Origin of the sequence: Psychrobacter sp. FDAARGOS_221, from assembly GCF_002313155.2 — a bacterium.
Taxonomy (GTDB): domain Bacteria; phylum Pseudomonadota; class Gammaproteobacteria; order Pseudomonadales; family Moraxellaceae; genus Psychrobacter.
This window is the reverse complement of sequence record NZ_NWFK02000001.1, coordinates 1,780,864-1,798,334: the sequence shown is the minus strand read 5'-3', so window position 1 is coordinate 1,798,334 and position 17,471 is coordinate 1,780,864. Positions and strand designations below refer to the sequence as shown.

The 17,471-nt window shown below is 43.5% G+C and carries 13 protein-coding genes; 9 read left to right on the top strand and 4 right to left on the bottom strand.

Features of this window, described 5'->3' with window-relative positions; translation table 11 throughout:
* Positions 1 to 155 precede the first annotated feature (155 nt).
* Positions 156 to 1,388, bottom strand: coding sequence for an 8-amino-7-oxononanoate synthase (locus A6J60_RS07515; protein ID WP_096065433.1), 1,233 nt, complete (start codon positions 1,386 to 1,388; stop codon positions 156 to 158).
* Between the two features lie 709 nt (positions 1,389 to 2,097).
* Between A6J60_RS07515 and A6J60_RS07510 the strand changes: the two genes are divergently transcribed.
* From A6J60_RS07510 to A6J60_RS07475, 8 genes are all read left to right on the top strand, one after another.
* The gene (locus A6J60_RS07510; protein ID WP_096065432.1) at positions 2,098 to 2,667 is read left to right on the top strand and encodes a porin family protein; all 570 of its coding nucleotides are present in this window, start codon (positions 2,098 to 2,100) and stop codon (positions 2,665 to 2,667) included.
* Positions 2,668 to 2,810: 143 nt separating this feature from the next.
* Entirely contained in the window at positions 2,811 to 3,398 is a 588-nt protein-coding gene (locus A6J60_RS07505) for a porin family protein (RefSeq protein ID WP_227526094.1), read from the top strand.
* A gap of 321 nt (positions 3,399 to 3,719) precedes the next feature.
* The gene (locus A6J60_RS07500) at positions 3,720 to 4,295 is read left to right on the top strand and encodes a porin family protein (RefSeq protein WP_096065431.1); all 576 of its coding nucleotides are present in this window, start codon (positions 3,720 to 3,722) and stop codon (positions 4,293 to 4,295) included.
* 322 nt (positions 4,296 to 4,617) lie between these two features.
* Positions 4,618 to 5,163, top strand: a complete 546-nt coding sequence (locus A6J60_RS07495) for an outer membrane beta-barrel protein (protein WP_096065430.1) — start codon at positions 4,618 to 4,620, stop codon at positions 5,161 to 5,163.
* A 262-nt stretch (positions 5,164 to 5,425) separates the two neighbouring features.
* Positions 5,426 to 5,902 carry an NfeD family protein gene (locus A6J60_RS07490; protein ID WP_096065429.1) on the top strand — a complete coding sequence of 159 codons (477 nt, stop codon included), beginning with the start codon at positions 5,426 to 5,428 and terminating at the stop codon, positions 5,900 to 5,902.
* Between the two features lie 79 nt (positions 5,903 to 5,981).
* A complete protein-coding gene (locus tag A6J60_RS07485) occupies positions 5,982 to 6,842 on the top strand; it encodes an SPFH domain-containing protein (RefSeq protein WP_096065428.1) in 861 nt (286 codons plus the stop codon).
* Positions 6,843 to 7,090: 248 nt separating this feature from the next.
* Positions 7,091 to 8,536 (top strand): esterase-like activity of phytase family protein, encoded by a 1,446-nt coding sequence (locus A6J60_RS07480; protein ID WP_096065427.1) that lies wholly within the window; start codon positions 7,091 to 7,093, stop codon positions 8,534 to 8,536.
* Between the two features lie 344 nt (positions 8,537 to 8,880).
* On the top strand, positions 8,881 to 10,542 hold the full coding sequence (locus A6J60_RS07475; protein ID WP_096065426.1) for an alpha-keto acid decarboxylase family protein: 1,662 nt from the start codon (positions 8,881 to 8,883) through the stop codon (positions 10,540 to 10,542).
* Positions 10,543 to 10,789: 247 nt separating this feature from the next.
* On the opposite strand, the gene hemN is transcribed toward A6J60_RS07475, so the two are convergent.
* Together hemN and A6J60_RS07465 are read right to left on the bottom strand one after the other, a co-directional pair.
* Positions 10,790 to 12,340: an oxygen-independent coproporphyrinogen III oxidase gene (gene hemN / locus A6J60_RS07470; protein WP_096065425.1), complete on the bottom strand. Its 1,551-nt coding sequence runs from the start codon at positions 12,338 to 12,340 to the stop codon at positions 10,790 to 10,792.
* Between the two features lie 338 nt (positions 12,341 to 12,678).
* Positions 12,679 to 13,584, bottom strand: a complete 906-nt coding sequence (locus tag A6J60_RS07465; RefSeq protein WP_096065424.1) for a DMT family transporter — start codon at positions 13,582 to 13,584, stop codon at positions 12,679 to 12,681.
* A gap of 313 nt (positions 13,585 to 13,897) precedes the next feature.
* On the opposite strand from A6J60_RS07465, the gene A6J60_RS07460 reads away from it, so the two are divergent.
* Entirely contained in the window at positions 13,898 to 15,532 is a 1,635-nt protein-coding gene (locus A6J60_RS07460; RefSeq protein WP_096065423.1) for a YifB family Mg chelatase-like AAA ATPase, read from the top strand.
* A gap of 61 nt (positions 15,533 to 15,593) precedes the next feature.
* Here A6J60_RS07460 and A6J60_RS07455 read toward each other — a convergent pair whose 3' ends face one another.
* Positions 15,594 to 17,303: a formate--tetrahydrofolate ligase gene (locus A6J60_RS07455; protein WP_096065422.1), complete on the bottom strand. Its 1,710-nt coding sequence runs from the start codon at positions 17,301 to 17,303 to the stop codon at positions 15,594 to 15,596.
* Positions 17,304 to 17,471 lie beyond the last annotated feature (168 nt).

The window sequence follows — 17,471 nt, the reverse complement described above, 5'->3', positions numbered from 1 at the left end:
TATTAATTAGTTGTCACAAAAAGACCGTACTCAATAGAGTACGGTCTTTTTTTTGCGAGAACTTCAGCTTATAAGCTAAGCTTAAATGGCTACGAGAAAGGTTACAAAAATGGCTGCAAGAAAGGCTACATGGCAACCGATCAATCGCCCTATGACTATAATTGCTCAATCAACCGTTCACAGTCGTCATTGCTTAGCTTAGCGTTCATCACTAAGCGGATGCGTGCTGTGCCCTCAGGAACAGTCGGCGGACGGATAGGTAGGGCATAGAAGCCCGCTTGTTGCAGCGCCAGTGCCTTTTGTACCGCACTCGCATTGTCGCCCAATACATAAGGGATAATAGGCGACTGATAGCGAGTATTTGAACGGCTGTCTGAGTCATTATTAATCGCTTGAGACACCCGTAGAGAAATATCAGCCAAATGGCTACGTAGCGGATGCAGCTTAGGCATCTTGGCCAATACGAATCGGGTCCAACAGTGGGTTATAGGCGGCAGGGCGGTGCTGAAGATAAACGAGCGCATTTGATTGACCAGCCACTCTCTGATGGATTCATCACAAATGACATAAGCACCCATTGATGCAAAGGCTTTGCCAAAGGTACCCACTATATAGTCAATATCTTCTAGGGTCTCGGTTTCTTCAGCCAGTCCCAACCCATGGTGACCAAGCACGCCAACTGCATGCGCTTCATCAATGTACAGCTCAATACGAGGGTCTTGGGCTTTTAGCGCGACTAACGCTTTTAAATCCGCACGATCGCCATCCATACTAAAGATACTTTCTGTCACTACAATAATGCGCTCAACCTCAGCACCGGCTTGCTTAATCAAATCGCTCAAATGTTGTAAGTCATTGTGACGATAGCGTTGATAACGGCAGTGGGTATGATTTTTACCAATAAGACGCACACCATCTATAAGGCTGGCATGTATCAGACTGTCGGTCAGAATTAAGGTGTTTATAGGCAGCTTAACAAGTGCTGGCAGGATACCGATATTGGCATGGTAGCCACTATTGACGACTAACACTGCTTTGCTACTGGTTGAGCGCTGTGGCTGAGGCAAGGCAAGCTTGTACCAGTCTAATAGCTCGGCTTCTAGTAAGGGCAGTTGGCTGTGATTGCCTGTCAGCAATCGAGAGGAGGTAGAGCCCATTTTTGGCAGCTCTGTATCAGGCATCTGTTGCAAATAATTCAAAAACTGCAATTGTAGCTGTTTCTCATTACCCAATCCTAGATAGTCATTGCTTGAGATATTCAGCAGTCGCTGATTATTTAAGATAATCCATTGATCTTGATGTTTAATAGGCGGTAGCTTTCGATACTGATCTTTCGACTTTAGAGTGTCTAATAGCTGCATAACCCCTAAACGCGTGGGTCCTTTCATAAACGTCTGTCCTTAATGGTTTAAGTGGTGCTGATGATTTAACGAAGTCAGTTCAATCGCTGTGGTGTTTTATTTGCTTGTCTGCTTTTATTTGTCTACTTTCATTTTTTTGTTAGGTAGCGACTGTTTGATTAATTCAATTGCTTGTTTAATTGATCGAATATATTCTACAACAGTTTTGACAACTCACAGTTTATTATCTAAACCTGGCTTAGATGGACCCAAATCCTACACATATCTGCTTAAAAGTTGGCAAGATGCGCCTAAAAAAGTTTGATTTATAAAATTATTACTAAAAATATTTTAAAAACAGGGGTGTAGATGCTTAAAAGGAGGGAAAAATATATCGCTTCTATTGCAGAAATCGCTATTTGTAACAAAAGTTTTCATAAACTAGGGTTTGTAACCGCTCACACAACTAAAACTTGCAAAAGTTAACCGGCAGCCTATCAAACTGCGACAGACCCCATGAAATATTTTGTTACTATACTAAGCATGGATAAGGGACGAGGCCATTGAGATTAAAACTGTTTTAAAACTTGTAGTTAGAGAACAAGATATATAGAACACGATTAAGTCTCATACAACTGTCTGATTAAACGGGCTATCTAAATAGCTGTTTAAATAAGTGTCTCATTACAACAATTAATTAAAATACTATCAATTAAGATACTATATTTCGATTTCGTACTTCAATAGGAGAAGCACAATGAAACTATTACAAAAAACACTACTTGCTTTAGCTGCTGGTTCACTAATGACTGCTGGCGCACAAGCTGCTATCAACTATGGTAATGGCATGACTGCACAACCATACATTGGTGCTAAAATCGGTCAATATGACCTAGACAAAGCAGACGACGAAGCTTTCTCATACGGTATTTATGGCGGTGCTAAGTTTGCTCCAAACTTCGGTGTTGAAGCAGAATACATGACTACCAGCAAAGAAGACTTCAACAATGGCGTTAACAAAAGCGAATACGAAGCTGATGTATATGGTCTATACGGTACAGCAGACTATGTATTCCCAGGTTCAAACATGTATGCTAAAGGCCGTCTAGGCGTTGCGAAGAACAAAGTTGAGATGCGCAGCAGCACAGGCAAACGTTCAGAATCTGATACCGGTGTTGCCGGCGGTGTTGGTCTAGGTTATAACTTTAACTCAAATGCAGCAGTAGAGCTTGCATATGACTGGTATCCAGAAGTTAAAGACATCGGCCGCAATGGCGAAGACTTAAAAGCAAAAGGCTTAACGTTAGGCGCTAACTTCAAGTTCTAAACCAAGTCTAGTCTGATATAGAAAATAAAAAAGCGATCGCTTCGGCGGTCGCTTTTTTTGTGTTGCGCCGGTAGAATCTAAGCCTAAATATAAAGATTATTTTTTCTTTAACCGGTGATTTATCTAAAAGCTTGGGAGGGCTCATGTTTAATAAAATGTTAGTTGTGATGACAGCTGCTTGTGCAGGATCATTAATGGCAGTGAGTGCAAATGCAGCAGTCAACTATGGTAATGGTATGGTAGCCCAACCTTATGTTGGACTTAAATTCGGTCAGTATGATTTAGATCATGCAGAAGATAAGGGTATCTCTTACGGAATTTATGGCGGTGCCAAGTTTACGCCGAACTTTGGTATCGAAGCTGAGTACTTAGGTAGCAGTGATGAAGACTACCAAACTGGCAGATTAAAAAGGTCAGAATATCATGCTGATGTCTATGGCTTATATGGTACAGCAGAATATCTGTTCCCAGGTACGCCAATATATGTCAAAGGCCGTGCCGGTGTGGCTAAAAACAAAGTCAAAATAGATGCAAAGTCTTCTGCTTACGCACAACATGACGGCAGTAAGTCAGATAGTGGCTTCGCTGGAGGTTTGGGTTTTGGGTATAACTTTGCTTCTAATGCAGCAGTAGAACTCGCTTATGATTGGTATCCAAAAGTTGAAAACGTTGCAGATCAGGGTGATTCAGATGCCTCAGGGATTACGCTTGGCGCCAATTTAAAATTCTAGTAAGTTGTGTTAATTAAGCCTACTATTTTTTGGCGTATGTAGCGACTTGTAGCCATAAAAGGAGTATAGTAACTTTTTGTTTTAACTGGCATTATTCGTTTTCAAAACTTAACAGCGAACCTATTAAACGTCCACAGAGTTAACAGAAAGCTCTGCTATTATATAAACATACTAAGGACGGGCGTGGCGGTCATAGACGCTTTAAACGAAAACGCTTAGCCACAGCTGCTAAACATAAGTTAAGTTAAATTCGTAGTTTATGACAGATGTCCACCTGGCCTTATATGAGATTATGTTTATATGTTTAATAGGAGAACAATAATGAAACTATTACAAAAAACACTACTTGCTTTTGCTGCTGGTTCACTAATGACAGTTGGCGCACAAGCTGCCATTAACTATGGTAATGGCATGACTGCACAACCATATGTTGGTGCTAAAATTGGTCAGTATGACCTAGATAAAGCAGATGACGAAGCTTTCTCATACGGTATTTATGGTGGTGCTAAGTTTGCGCCAAACTTCGGTGTTGAAGCTGAGTACATGACTACCAATAAAGAAGACTTTGCCAACAATGGTGTTAACAAAAGCGAATACGAAGCTGATGTATATGGTCTATATGGTACAGCAGACTATGTATTCCCAGGCTCAAACATGTATGCTAAAGGCCGTCTAGGTGTTGCGAAGAACAAAGTTAAAGTACGTGACAATATTAGCGGCAACCGTTCAGAGTCTGACACAGGTATTGCTGGCGGTGTTGGTCTAGGTTACAACTTCAACCCAAATGCAGCAGTAGAACTAGCATATGACTGGTATCCAGAAGTCAAAGATGTGGGTAACAGAGGCGAAGACTTAAAAGCAAAAGGCTTAACATTAGGTGCTAACTTTAAATTCTAAACCAAGTCTAGTCCTGATAGAAAATAAAGAAGCGATCGCTCCGGCGGTCGCTTTTTGTGTTATTTATCGTTAACTTAGCACCATGGTTCATTAATAAACATTGATATTTACATGGGCTTATAGTAAATTCCACTTTGTTTTGGTGCTATATGATTGTTGGGTAATATATGTTTGCAAAACTTAACAACTCAGCTATCAAAAGACGACATATTATATGAAATAATTTGTTACTATTTTAACTATAGAAAACAGGTTAACTATATTAGTATTTATACTATTTTGTGACTTTTAAAGGTCACGATTATTTTACAGGAGAATCACGATGAAACTTTTACAGAAAACATTACTTGCTTTAGCTGCCGGCTCACTAATGACAGTTGGTGCACAAGCTGCTATGACTGCACAACCATACATCGGTGCTAAAGTAGGTTACTATGACCTTGAAAATGCTAAAGATGAAGCCTTTTCATACGGTGGCTACCTTGGCATGCAGTTCACTCCTGAAGTTGGTCTTGAGGCTGAGTACATCACTACTAAGAAAGAAGATGCTACTGCTACTCAAGAATACAAAGGCGAGAACTACGGTCTATACGGTACTTATAAGCACCACATCACTGGTTCTAATGCATATGCTAAAGGCCGTTTAGGCGTTGCGCATAACAAAGTTAAGCTAGAAAGTGTTAATGGTAAGCGTTCTGAGTCTGACACTGGTATCGGTGGCGGTCTAGGTTTCGGTTATAACTTCGCACCAAACGCTGCTGTTGAATTAGCATACGAATGGTATCCAAAAGTTAACGACGTTAACCTAGGTAACGATAAAGACGTAGACGCTGAAGGTGTTACTTTAGGTGCACACTTCAAATTCTAAGATCTAATCTAATATAGACTAGATTTAAGAACAAAGAAACGACCGCAATTGCGGTCGTTTTTTTATTGTTTAAAAAAGATAGGTTAAATTAGAGGCTATAATTAGCGGGATAAATATATTTGGTAAATAAAATTTGAAAGCAGAAAGTAATACCTAAGTCCTTAAAAGTGATAGTATAAATAACATATTGATTAAAATAATACTAAATACAGGCTTAAGGATAGTGCTATTTTAAGGATGAAACTATTTTAAGGATAAGATTATGTTTGTTTTAGAGCCTTGGCATTGGCTGGCGCTTGGTGGTGTACTCATCATCTCTGAAATGTTTTTAACGACTTTCGCCACGCTTTGGTTTGGGATAGCTGCGGTTATGGTCGCTTTATTAAGCTGGCTGTTTCCAATTCCCGAAGTTTTTCAGGTTCTGCTATGGCTATTGTTTTCAATATTGATGGTGGTAATGTGGTTTAAATACGTTAAACCCTTATCGATAGACCGTACAAAAGCTGGCCTAGGAGGTAGTGTCATTATTGGTGAAACCGGCATTATTACTAAAGTTCCGACACTAGATAAAGTGGGCACCATACGCTTTAGCGTTCCTATTGTTGGTGCAACTGAATGGCGCTGCCGAACCCGTGGTGAACCTCTTGAGTTGGGCGAGAGAGTAGTGGTTATTGAGATTATTGGTAATGAGCTCATAGTCGCACCTGCTAAGCTGCCTGCGCATGTTGAATACAGATAGAACAATAATCGATTTAAGCAAAAAACAAGTGAATAATAAGTCAAAATAATAAGTGATACACGGAGTAGGAGATAATAATATGGGCGGATTTAGTGTGGTTATGATTGTGATGGTAGCACTGGTAGTGTTTACCATATTTAAAGGGGTGCGCATTGTGCCTCAAGGTTACAAATGGATTGTACAGCGCTTGGGTAAGTATCATCAGACTCTAGAGCCTGGGCTAAATATTATTATCCCTTATGTCGATGATGTGGCTTATAAGCTGACGACCAAGGATATTGTATTAGACATTCCCTCTCAGGAAGTGATTACCCGTGATAACGTGGTAATTATTGCCAACGCTGTGGCTTATATCAGTATCGTGCAGCCTGAAAAAGCGGTGTATGGTATTGAAGATTATGAGCATGGTATTCGTAATTTGGTGCAGACCTCGCTGCGCTCTATTATCGGTGAGATGGACTTAGACAGTGCGTTATCTAGTCGTGATCATATCAAGGCATTATTGAAACAAGCCATCTCTGAAGATATTGCCGACTGGGGTATAACGCTTAAAACTGTTGAAATTCAAGATATTAACCCGTCAGATACAATGCAAACAGCGATGGAAGAGCAGGCTGCGGCTGAGCGTCAGCGCCGTGCGACTGTGACCCGTGCAGATGGTCAGAAGCAAGCGGCAATCTTAGAAGCAGATGGTCGTCTTGAAGCGTCACGCCGTGATGCCGAAGCGCAAGTGGTACTGGCCAAAGGTTCAGAAGAGTCTATTCGACTGATTACCCAAGCGATGGGTAAAGAAGAAATGCCAGTGGTTTACTTGCTTGGTGAGCAGTATATTAAAGCCATGCGTGAGTTGGCTGAGTCTGATAATGCCAAGACTGTGGTGTTACCAGCTGATATCTTAAGCACAGTTAAAGGTATGGTCGGTAACAAATTTAAGCCATAGGTTGCTTGTACTTACCATAAACTGACATTACCCATAATCCCAAAGGCCTTTTTAGCCCATCAGCAACATAAGTTACTGATGGGCTATTTTCATGGCTGAAGTTAAAGTCCACAATAGTGTCATTGGTATGATTGGTATGTATGTATTCATTAAGTATCTCGCAGTTAGCGAGACAGACATTGAGCTTATCTGCATGGCGTATAGAGTAATGACGCAGGACAGTAGAATAGGTTGTTAGAGGTTGTGTTATGTCAAATCCGTATATTTCGAATAGAAAATTAAAAAATGAGCCGTTAGAAAATAAAAAATCAACAACGACACCACAAAATCATAACTCGCCCAGTGATCACGCTTCCACCCCACTGCACCCAATACGTCAGGGAGCCATTTTGCCGCACGAGGTATTGGATGAGCAGCATCAAAATGCCGCCTACCCAGGCAGTGCGCTACAGATTCGTAATGGCGGCTTTGGGTCTGATGCCTGTGCACATCCAACCCATCCCAATCAGTTCTATGCTCTAACCGACAGAGGCCCAAACTCTGACTTTAAGGGCAGTTTGGGCGAGGGTAAGCAGTTTTTGGTAACAGGATTTACACCAAAAATCGGCCTGTTTGAGTTACAAGCAGATGGCAGCATTATCAAGGTGAAAGAGATTATATTAAAAGACCGCTCTGGTCAGCCGATTAGTGGTTTGCCCAATCCGCCAGAGTTTGGTGGTACCAATGAGATTGCCTATGATGTCACAGGCGCTCCGATTCTGATCGATCCAAATCAGGCCTATCACCCCACAGATAATCCAGTCAAAACTGATATCAATGGCCTTGATCCTGAGGGATTGGTGGCATTAAACGATGGTAGCTTTTGGGTCAGTGATGAATATGGTCCTCACTTAGTGCACTATGATGCTGAAGGGGTAGAGATATGGCGTATTAATCCCTTTGAGGCCGATGAGCGCAACACGCTGATTATCAATGGCAAGCCACTACGTTTACCGGCTGAGCTGAGCAAGCGTCGAACCAATAAAGGCATGGAGTCACTGACCATTACGCCAGACCAAAGCACGCTAGTGGGCATAATGGAGTCCTCAATGGACAATCCAGATCGTTCAGGGCGGCAGTCTTGCTTAACCCGCTTGATAACCATTAACTTACACACAGGAGATGTCGGCCAGTATCTATACCGACTTGATGCCTCACATCATGTTAACTCTGCCATTGCGGCCCTATCAGAGCATCAGTTCTATGTGGTAGAGCACGATCGAAAGTTTCCGCTGCAGGCTGCAGATGCGGTTAAGCGTATTTATCAAATAGACATTAGCGCTGCGACCAATATCAATCAACACGACCAGCTGTTGACTACCAAAGCAGTCGCTTATGATGTGCATTTAGGGCTGTTGGTGAATGGGCTGACACTAGAGCAGTTACTGGCTGAAAGCGAAGACAATTGGGAGCTGCTGGCTGACCTAGGCATCCATCCGGTGACCAAAACTTTGGCAGTCGATGTGTTGCAAGCCATTGATTATCCGCATGACAAGCTAGAGGGGATTTGGCTGCGTCAGGACGGTTCCATTGGACTGGTCAATGATGATGATTTCGGTATGAATGATTCAGAGGCAGGTATCGAACAAAAGTATCTTGATAGCGCCAAACGCATCGAAGATATGACCCGCTTATATCAGGTTTGGCCAAATTAACATTTATCCTAACCGCTAGCCTTTACCGTAACCGCCTAGTCTTTATCTTAGCCCCCTAGACCTTGAAAATAAAGGGTTTACATATCTGCGACTTTTTATAACACAGTTGTTATTTGCGCTATAGCGATAAGGTTGGTAAAGTAAAGCCTTAAAATAAGTAATAAGCAGTCAAACTATTGGTTATATATCATTAACAAGCCATTAATGTAAATGATAAGCCGTTAATATAAATAGGGCTGTCGATTGCCTAAGAAGCGTTTGACTGTCACAACAATAATAATTACTTGAGTGAATCACTCAGTTAATAACATCATTTAATAAATAATAGAATAAAAGGACGCCTTATGAAAAAGCCAAACTATACCATCGCAGATTACCTGTTTGACCGCATCGCAGAAGCCGGCGCCACAGAAGTATTTGGTGTGCCAGGAGACTATAACTTATCTTTTTTAGACAATATTATTGCTTCAGATAAGTTGCGCTGGGTTGGTAATACCAACGAGCTAAACGCTGGTTATGCAGCAGATGGCTATGCTCGTGAGCGTCGATTTGCGGCTATGGTGACTACGTTTGGGGTAGGCGAGCTGTCTGCCATTAACGCAACCGCAGGATCTTACGCAGAGTACGCGCCTGTGCTACATGTGGTCGGTGCGCCACCAACTGCAGCGATTGACAATCAACGTCGTGTGCATCATAGCTTAGGCGATGGCGTGTTTAACCACTTTATCAAGATGGTAGAGCCAGTGACAGTAGCGCGCGCTGAGATAACGCCGGAAAACGCCGCCTCTGAAATCGATAGAGTCATACGTCTGGTGCTCAAAAAGCAGCGTCCAGGATACTTGTTGTTATCGCCAGATGTGGCCAAGCAGCCTATCTATCCAGCCACCACTCAGCTGAGAGATACCGATGAAGACATCACCAGTAATAAGGCACTGGCTGACTTCAAACAAGCATTAACCGAGTATATAGAGGGCAAAGAGACCACACTTATTGCTGATCTTATGGTGCATCGCTTAGGTTTACAATCGCAGCTTAAAGCATTGATTGCCGACACTACGATTCCTTATGCTACCTTGTCGTGGGGTAAAACCTTGTTGGATGAAAACAGCGAGCGTTGGGCGGGTGTTTATGTTGGTGAGCCTTCACAGCCGACGGTTAAAGATGCAGTCGAAAATGCAGAATGTTTAATTAAGCTGGGTGTCAATTATACCGATACCACCACTGCTGGCTTTACCCAAAATATCGACACCTCACGTGTGGTTGATATCCATCAAGAGCGTGCGTCAGTCGGCGAGGATACCTTTGCGCCTATCGCCATGAAAGACGCCCTGCAAGTACTGCATGAGGTATTGACCTCTGGCATTAACGTGGTGTCTAAGCCGCTAAAAGGTAAGGTCAGTGCCTTTAAACAACACGGTGACGATGACGCTCCGTTGTTACAGCGAGACTTGTGGCACTTAATCGCAGAGCGCTTGCAGGAGAATAATATTGTGTTTGCCGACCAAGGTACCTCGTATTTTGGTATGAGTGAAGTGCGTCTACCAGAAGGGGTTACTTTCTACGGTCAACCACTGTGGGGCTCAATCGGCTATACCTTACCGGCAAGCTTTGGCGCCGGTGTTGCAGCGCCGCACAAGCGCAGTGTGCTACTTATTGGTGATGGTTCAGCCTTGTTAACCATTCAAGATGTCGCTGCCATGTTGCGCGAGAAGATTAATCCTATCATCATCTTGGTGAATAATGATGGCTATACTGTCGAGCGTGCCATTCATGGTGAAGAAGAGCTGTATAACGACATTCCTGCTTGTGATTGGCAGGTAATGCCGAAGGCGTTTGGTGCGACTGACGAAAACTGTGACATTCTAAAAGCAGATACCCCAGCAGCGTTGAAGTCTGCGTTAGATAAAGCGTATCAGACTCCTGATAAGATGGTTTTCATTGAGGTGATTACCGGTGTGATGGACATTCCTCCTCTGTTAAAAGAAGTGGCTGCGTCTTTGAAGTAAGGCACTGATTGTTAACGATATTGAACTAAAAAAGCCGACCTCATAGGGGTCGGCTTTTTGTTTTTATCTTCTAAAGTTAGTAAAAGTAGCACAGCTAATTTTTGAAAAGTGGCATATGCCGTGATGACGGTTATTTAGAATTTTCTGGTTAGCTGTACCTGATTTTAAAGAAACCAAACGCTGCTAAACTTATAAAAAAACCGCTATCTATTGCTGCGCTACAGTGGATTCACTATATAGCCAGTTATTAAATTACCTTTGAGAAACGACCTTTGGCTTTACCGGCCAAATAGGTATCAAATGCCATGGCCACGTTTCGGGCAAGCAGGCGACCTTTAGGTAATATACGGATACCGGCAGCATCCATATCAATCAGCTTGTCTTGCTGCATGTCACCCAACTGTTGAATTTCATTAATGAAATAGGTAATGGCATCAATACCAAACTTCTGATTGACGTCTTTAAAGTCAATATAATCATGACACAATAAGTTCATAATCACATAGCCACGCAGGCGGTCTTGAATGTTGGTCTTAATGTGTCTGACGGCAGGCAGTTTTTGATGATCAATATCTGCTCTATAAGCGTCAAGATCAGTATTGTTCTGTAAGATATGACTGGCTGAGGCACCAGAGCTTGAGTACAAGGTGCTGTTGATTTGACTGATGGCAGACACACCGAAGCCCAGTAGATCACAATCGCCCAAGATGGTGTAGCCTTGGAAGTTGCGGTGTAGATTGCCTTCGCGCTGGGCGATGGCCAACTCATCATCAGGCTTTGCAAAATGGTCAATACCGATATACTGATAGCCTGCTTCGGTCAAGGCAGTGATGGTCTGCTTGAACATGGTCAGCTTCTCTGCTGGCGAGGGCAGGTCGCTTTCTTTGATTTGTTTTTGCGCTTTAAATCTATCGGGCAAATGCGCATAGTTAAAAATAGACAGTCTGTCTGGACCCATCTCGATAATACGTGCCACAGTGTGCGCAAAGGTCTCAGGCGTCTGATGTGGCAGGCCATAAATCAAATCAATATTAATCGAATTGTAGTTTAGTCGACGTGCTTCATCGACCACGCCTTGGATTAACGCTTCTGATTGCACGCGGTTAACAGCGATTTGAACTTTATGGTCCAAGTCTTGTACACCAAAGCTGACTCGGTTAAAGCCAAGCTCACGTAGCTTTTCTAAAGTGGTTTCACGTAGCTCGCGAGGATCTACCTCAATCGAGTAATCGCCTTTACCACCTTGTTCTGAGGGTGCATCAAACTCAAACTGAGTCTGTAAAAACTGCCACAGTTCAATCAGTTCATCATCATTAAAAAAGGTAGGTGTACCACCGCCCAAATGAAGTTGTTTAACGAATGGCTTTTTACCCGGTTCTGACTTGGCCAGTAATGCCTGTTTTTGTTTGATTTCACGTTTCAAATAGTCCAGATAGTCGCCGGCATCACTGTTCTTTTTGGTAATGATTTTATTACAAGCGCAGTAATAGCAAAGATGACGACAAAACGGAATATGAAAATATAAAGACAGTGGCGTTTTGGCATCTCTATGAGTCAGGATATCAAGCTCTGCACCGGCCTCAATAGGCTTAAATTCTAGCGCGGTTGGGTATGAGGTATAGCGAGGCCCAGAACGGTTGTATTTGTGAATCAGTGCATCGTCATACTCAAGCTTTGGCATCGCCGAGCTGGCATCGTCAAATTGGCGACGCGCATAAGGATTGGCTGGCGTGAAGTCAGGACGCTGTGTGGTAGGCGGCAGGTCAGCTTGATCAGTAAAAATCGAAGAATTAGTCATAACATTGGCCTTATCGGTATCCCGATAAACAATACCGCTTCTCTAAATATCAACGCTTTATCAAACTTGCTGCGCCTAGTGGTTTTATTGAACTATTATCAATATTAATAGGCTCTTTTGCTCAGTGTGATTGTTTTAAAAACGTGATTGTTTAAAAAAGGGTATAAAAGCTAGGAGGATGGGTAAACATACGTCATATCGTGTTTGTATGTACCGATTATATCAAATAACCTTAAGGTAGCTCTAATCCAGCCAGTTTTCCATACCTCTTTAGTATCGACTTAAACGATTTATCTAACTAATAACGGATAGTACGCCTCAGCTTGTTGTCGACCGTTTCAGTTTTTGAGTCGACCCCAATTTTTAAGCCCGCCAAGAGTGACTAAAACAACCCCGAGCGTGATAAGAGAAGCGCCCAAAGCCAAGCCCTCTGGCGGCGGTTCTGCTTGTAGAAATATGGCAATAGGTACCGCAAATAGGGCTGCCGCTGAGCCCAATAAGCTTAGTAATACGGGTCCGCCTGCTTTTTGTAATAAGAATAATAGCTGGAACTGACCGGCAAAAATAAATGCCTGTAGCACAATAATCGATAGCATCAGCTTATTGTTAATATCAACTTCTAATGAGAAGTTAGGTAATAAGCTCACCAATCCAAGCTGTAGCGCAGCAGCAACTAACATGCCGGGTGCCAAAGCGCTGGGTGAGGCACCAGTTGGCCAACGCAAGGTGCGATACAGATTGCCGACTGCCAGTAGTACAGGGCCACACAGCGCAATGACAATCCAAAACACACTGGTATCGGGTGCGCTGACTTTGTTTGCTGCCAACACCGCAGCACCGGTTAACGCCGCAGCAACTCCGGCAGCACGCATGGGCTTAAAGGTTTCCATCTTAAGCAGCAGCGCGCCCAGATAAGTCAGTAATGGTGGCAGACAGATAATCAGGGCAACAAAGCTGGCGCCAACATGGGGTATGGCAGAGAAGAAAATTAAGTTAGAGCCGGCGACACTGACCAAAGCGGCGATTAGGTAATATTCGATACTGGCTGCTGTAAATGGGAGCGCTTGGCGGCGATACTGAGCAATCAAAAGTAAAATCACAGCAGCGCCAGTGATGGACCAAAATACAAAAGCAAGCGGTGCCAATCCGATGACGCTTGCATACTTAGCGACATTGGTTGAGACACCCAATAACATACCGCCAAAAATCAAACAGAGAATAGCGGTTATTGTTTCTTTATTCACCAAGCTGGCCTTTTATTGGTTAATGGCAATGACTAATGATACCGCTAATACAGCAGTTTCAATATCACTTTAAAACGCTATCAGCATAGTAGCAATCTTAAGTAAAGTGCAAGCAAAGATAATTTAAACATAGTGCGCAGATTAAGACTATTTTAATGGCATAGACAGAACATCTACGATTTTAGTGGTATAGCATTTGCTTACTACTAACTAATAATTTATTATTAGTTTAAAATAATTAATAAATTATCGTTATATATAGCAATCAATCGTTTGCTTTGATTAGCCGGCACTTAACATTAAGGTTTTATTCATGTCTTTTGCTGAAGTTAGTACCCGTTCTGTGGTTGGGCTACATGCACCACAAGTGATGGTTGAAGTGCATTTGTCGCAAGGGCTACCGGCCTTGACCATCGTTGGCTTACCAGAAGCCGCGGTACGTGAGAGCAAAGATAGGGTGCGTTCCGCCATTATCAATGCCAACTTTCAATTTCCCAATCGCAGGCTTACGATTAATCTGGCACCAGCCGATTTGCCAAAAGATGGCGCCCGTTTAGACTTGCCAATTGCGATGGGTATATTGGCAGCCAGTGGCCAAATAGAAGCAGACTGGCTCGATGGTTATGAGTTTATCGGTGAGTTGGCATTAAACGGTAATTTACGTTCGGTGTCAGGCAGCCTTGCCGTGGCACGGGCGATTAAAACCGAAGCCAATAAGGCCAAACAACAGGCTAATCAACGCCCTAAAACTGATAAAAGTGATCCGCCCCAAACGCCGCGCTCAATTAAGCTGATGGTACCGGCCAACAATGGCGAAGAGGCCAGTCGTGTGGTTGGGGTGACGGTATATGCCGCCTCAACACTGCAAGTGGTATGCGATCATCTACGCGCTGAAAATAGCATAAACTATGATGCTAACATGACTGATGCTGAAACGGCTGATGGTAAGACGGCTAATGGAACCAGCACTATCGAAGGTCTGTTATCGCCTGTGTTATCCAAAGCGCCGATTATTAATGCGACTTATAAGGTGGATTTAGCCGATGTTAAAGGACAGCATCATGCCAGACGCGCATTAGAAATAGCAGCTGCTGGCGGGCATTCTTTGTTATTTACCGGACCGCCTGGCTCAGGCAAAACCTTAATGGCAGCGCGGTTGCCAACCATCTTACCAGACTTAAATGATGAAGAAGCACTTGAGGTTGCCAGCACTTATTCTGTCACCGATACCGAGTATCAATATGGGACACGGCCTTTTCGTGAAATTCATCACACCATATCCGCCGTGGCATTAGTCGGTGGTGGCTCACGGCCGAAACCTGGCGAGATTACCTTGGCCAATAAGGGTGTTTTGTTTTTAGATGAAATGCCGGAGTTTGATCGTCATGTGTTAGAGGTATTGCGTCAGCCGTTAGAATCGAAACAAATCACCATCAGCCGCGCCAATCAACAGGCAACCTTTCCTGCTAACTTTCAGTTGGTCGCTGCTATGAACCCTTGCCCGTGTGGCTACCATGGCGACCCTTCTGGACGTTGCCATTGTCGCCCTGAACAAATTCAGCGTTATCAAGATAAAATTTCAGGACCGCTGTTAGATCGCATTGATTTACATGTGAGTGTGCCAGCGCTGCCGATCAGCGATTTACAAAACAGCAGCGCTGGAGAAGCCTCTAAAGGCGTGCGTCAGCGGGTGACAGAAGCCTATCAGCGTCAACAAGACAGGCAAGATAAACCCAACAGCGAGCTAACCCCCAGTGAGATTGATGAGCATATTGTGCTTGGCGATAGTGAGAAAAACTTACTCACCATGGCGCAGGCTAAGCTCAACTTATCAGCCAGGGGATATCACCGATTGCTTAGAGTAGCGCGTACCATTGCCGACTTGGCTGGCAGCGTTGATATCAAAACCAGCCACTTGAGTGAAGCACTGAGCTATCGTTCCGGATAGTGTTTTTTTGCAATCAGATTTCTTCTTTAATTGATATCCACGGCCTAAGCCAAGCCCTGAATTAAGACAAACCAGTGATGTTACCTTTAGCATCAATGTCGATGTGCTCGGCTGCCGGTACTTTTGGTAAGCCAGGCATACGCATGATGTTGCCACAAATGACCACAATAAATCCTGCACCGGCTGACACACTTAGGTCTCGCACGTGGATATTGAATCCGGTTGGGCGTCCTAATAATTTGGCATCATCACTGAGTGAGTATTGAGTCTTGGCAATACAGATAGGCATTTTATCCAAGCCTTGCTCAGTGAGGCGGCGAATTTTAACTTTCGCTGCTTGGCTGATATCAATATCATCTGCGCCATACACACGCTGCGCCACAGCACGGATTTTATCTTCAATGCTGTCTTCATTGTCATAAGCCAGCTTAAAGCTGCTTGGTTGATCATCATGCTTATCTAATAAAGTCAGTAGCTTATGCGCTAAGTCTTCACCACCAGCGCCGCCTTTCTCCCAAACTTGAGTTAGAGCTACTTCAACGCCTTTGTCAGCACAGGCTTGTCGTACCAACTCAACCTCTGCTTCTGTATCAGTAACGAAGTGATTGATGGCGACCACTACTGGCAGTCCAAACACTTGCTTTAAGTTTTCGATGTGTTTAAGCAGGTTAGGTAAGCCTTTCTCTAGCGCGCTGAGGTTTTCTTCTTTTAGATCTTGTTTGGCCACGCCGCCATTATATTTTAGCGCTTTAATAGTAGCCACAACCACTGCGGCATCTGGAGTTAAGCCTGCCAAATTACACTTAATATCACAAAACTTTTCAGCGCCTAAGTCAGCACCAAATCCAGCTTCGGTCAAAGTGTAATCAGCCAAGTGCATCGCTGTGCGCGTCGCAATTACTGAGTTACAGCCATGAGCAATGTTAGCAAAAGGTCCGCCATGCACAATGGCTGGCGTGCCTTCGATGGTCTGTACTAGGTTGGGTTTAATGGCTTCTTTTAGTAGAGCAGCCATAGCGCCATGTGCCTTTAAGTCGAGGGCATAAATTGGTTTTTTATCATAGCTATAGGCAATCAAAATGTTGCCCAGACGCTGTTTTAAATCAACCAAGTCTTTTGCCAAACAGAAAATGGCCATCACCTCTGAGGCGACGGTAATATCAAAGCCGCCTTCACGAGCAACGCCATCAGTACGCTTGCCTAGACCGCTAATGACATGACGCAATTGACGGTCATTCATATCTACCGCTCTGCGCCACAATACTTGCTTAGGATCAATACCTAGCTCATTACCTTGATAAATATGGTTGTCTAACATGGCAGACAGCAGGTTGTTGGCCGCACCAATGGCGTGGAAGTCGCCGGTAAAGTGCAGGTTAATGTCTTCCATCGGCAACACTTGGGCATAGCCGCCGCCCGCTGCACCGCCTTTAATGCCAAACACTGGGCCCAATGAGGGCTCACGTAGAGCAACCACGGTGCGCTTATCATTACCTTGCTGTTGATGCACTCGGTTTAAGGCATCGGCTAGGCCAATGGTAACAGTGGTTTTGCCTTCACCAGCTGGTGTGGGGTTGATGGCTGTGACCAATACCAGCTTGCCTTTGTCTGATTTGGCAGGCATGGAAAACACGTCGTTGGGATTGATTTTGGCTTTATAGTGGCCATAAGGTTCAACTTGGTCAGGGCCCAAGCCAATTTTATCGGCAATATTTGCGATAGGCTGTAAGGTGGCACTTTGAGCAATGGCAATGTCGCTAGAATGTGTCATGAAATAAAAGTCTTTAAGTTAAAATCGTTGAGAGGAAAGCCCGATGAAAATAAAAGTAAACGGCTGTTGTTGAATTAATGATTTAACCATTCAGTGATTAACGATAAGTCGTTATATCACAGACTTATTTGTTAGTTCAAATTCTTATTGGTCAATTATTATTTAATA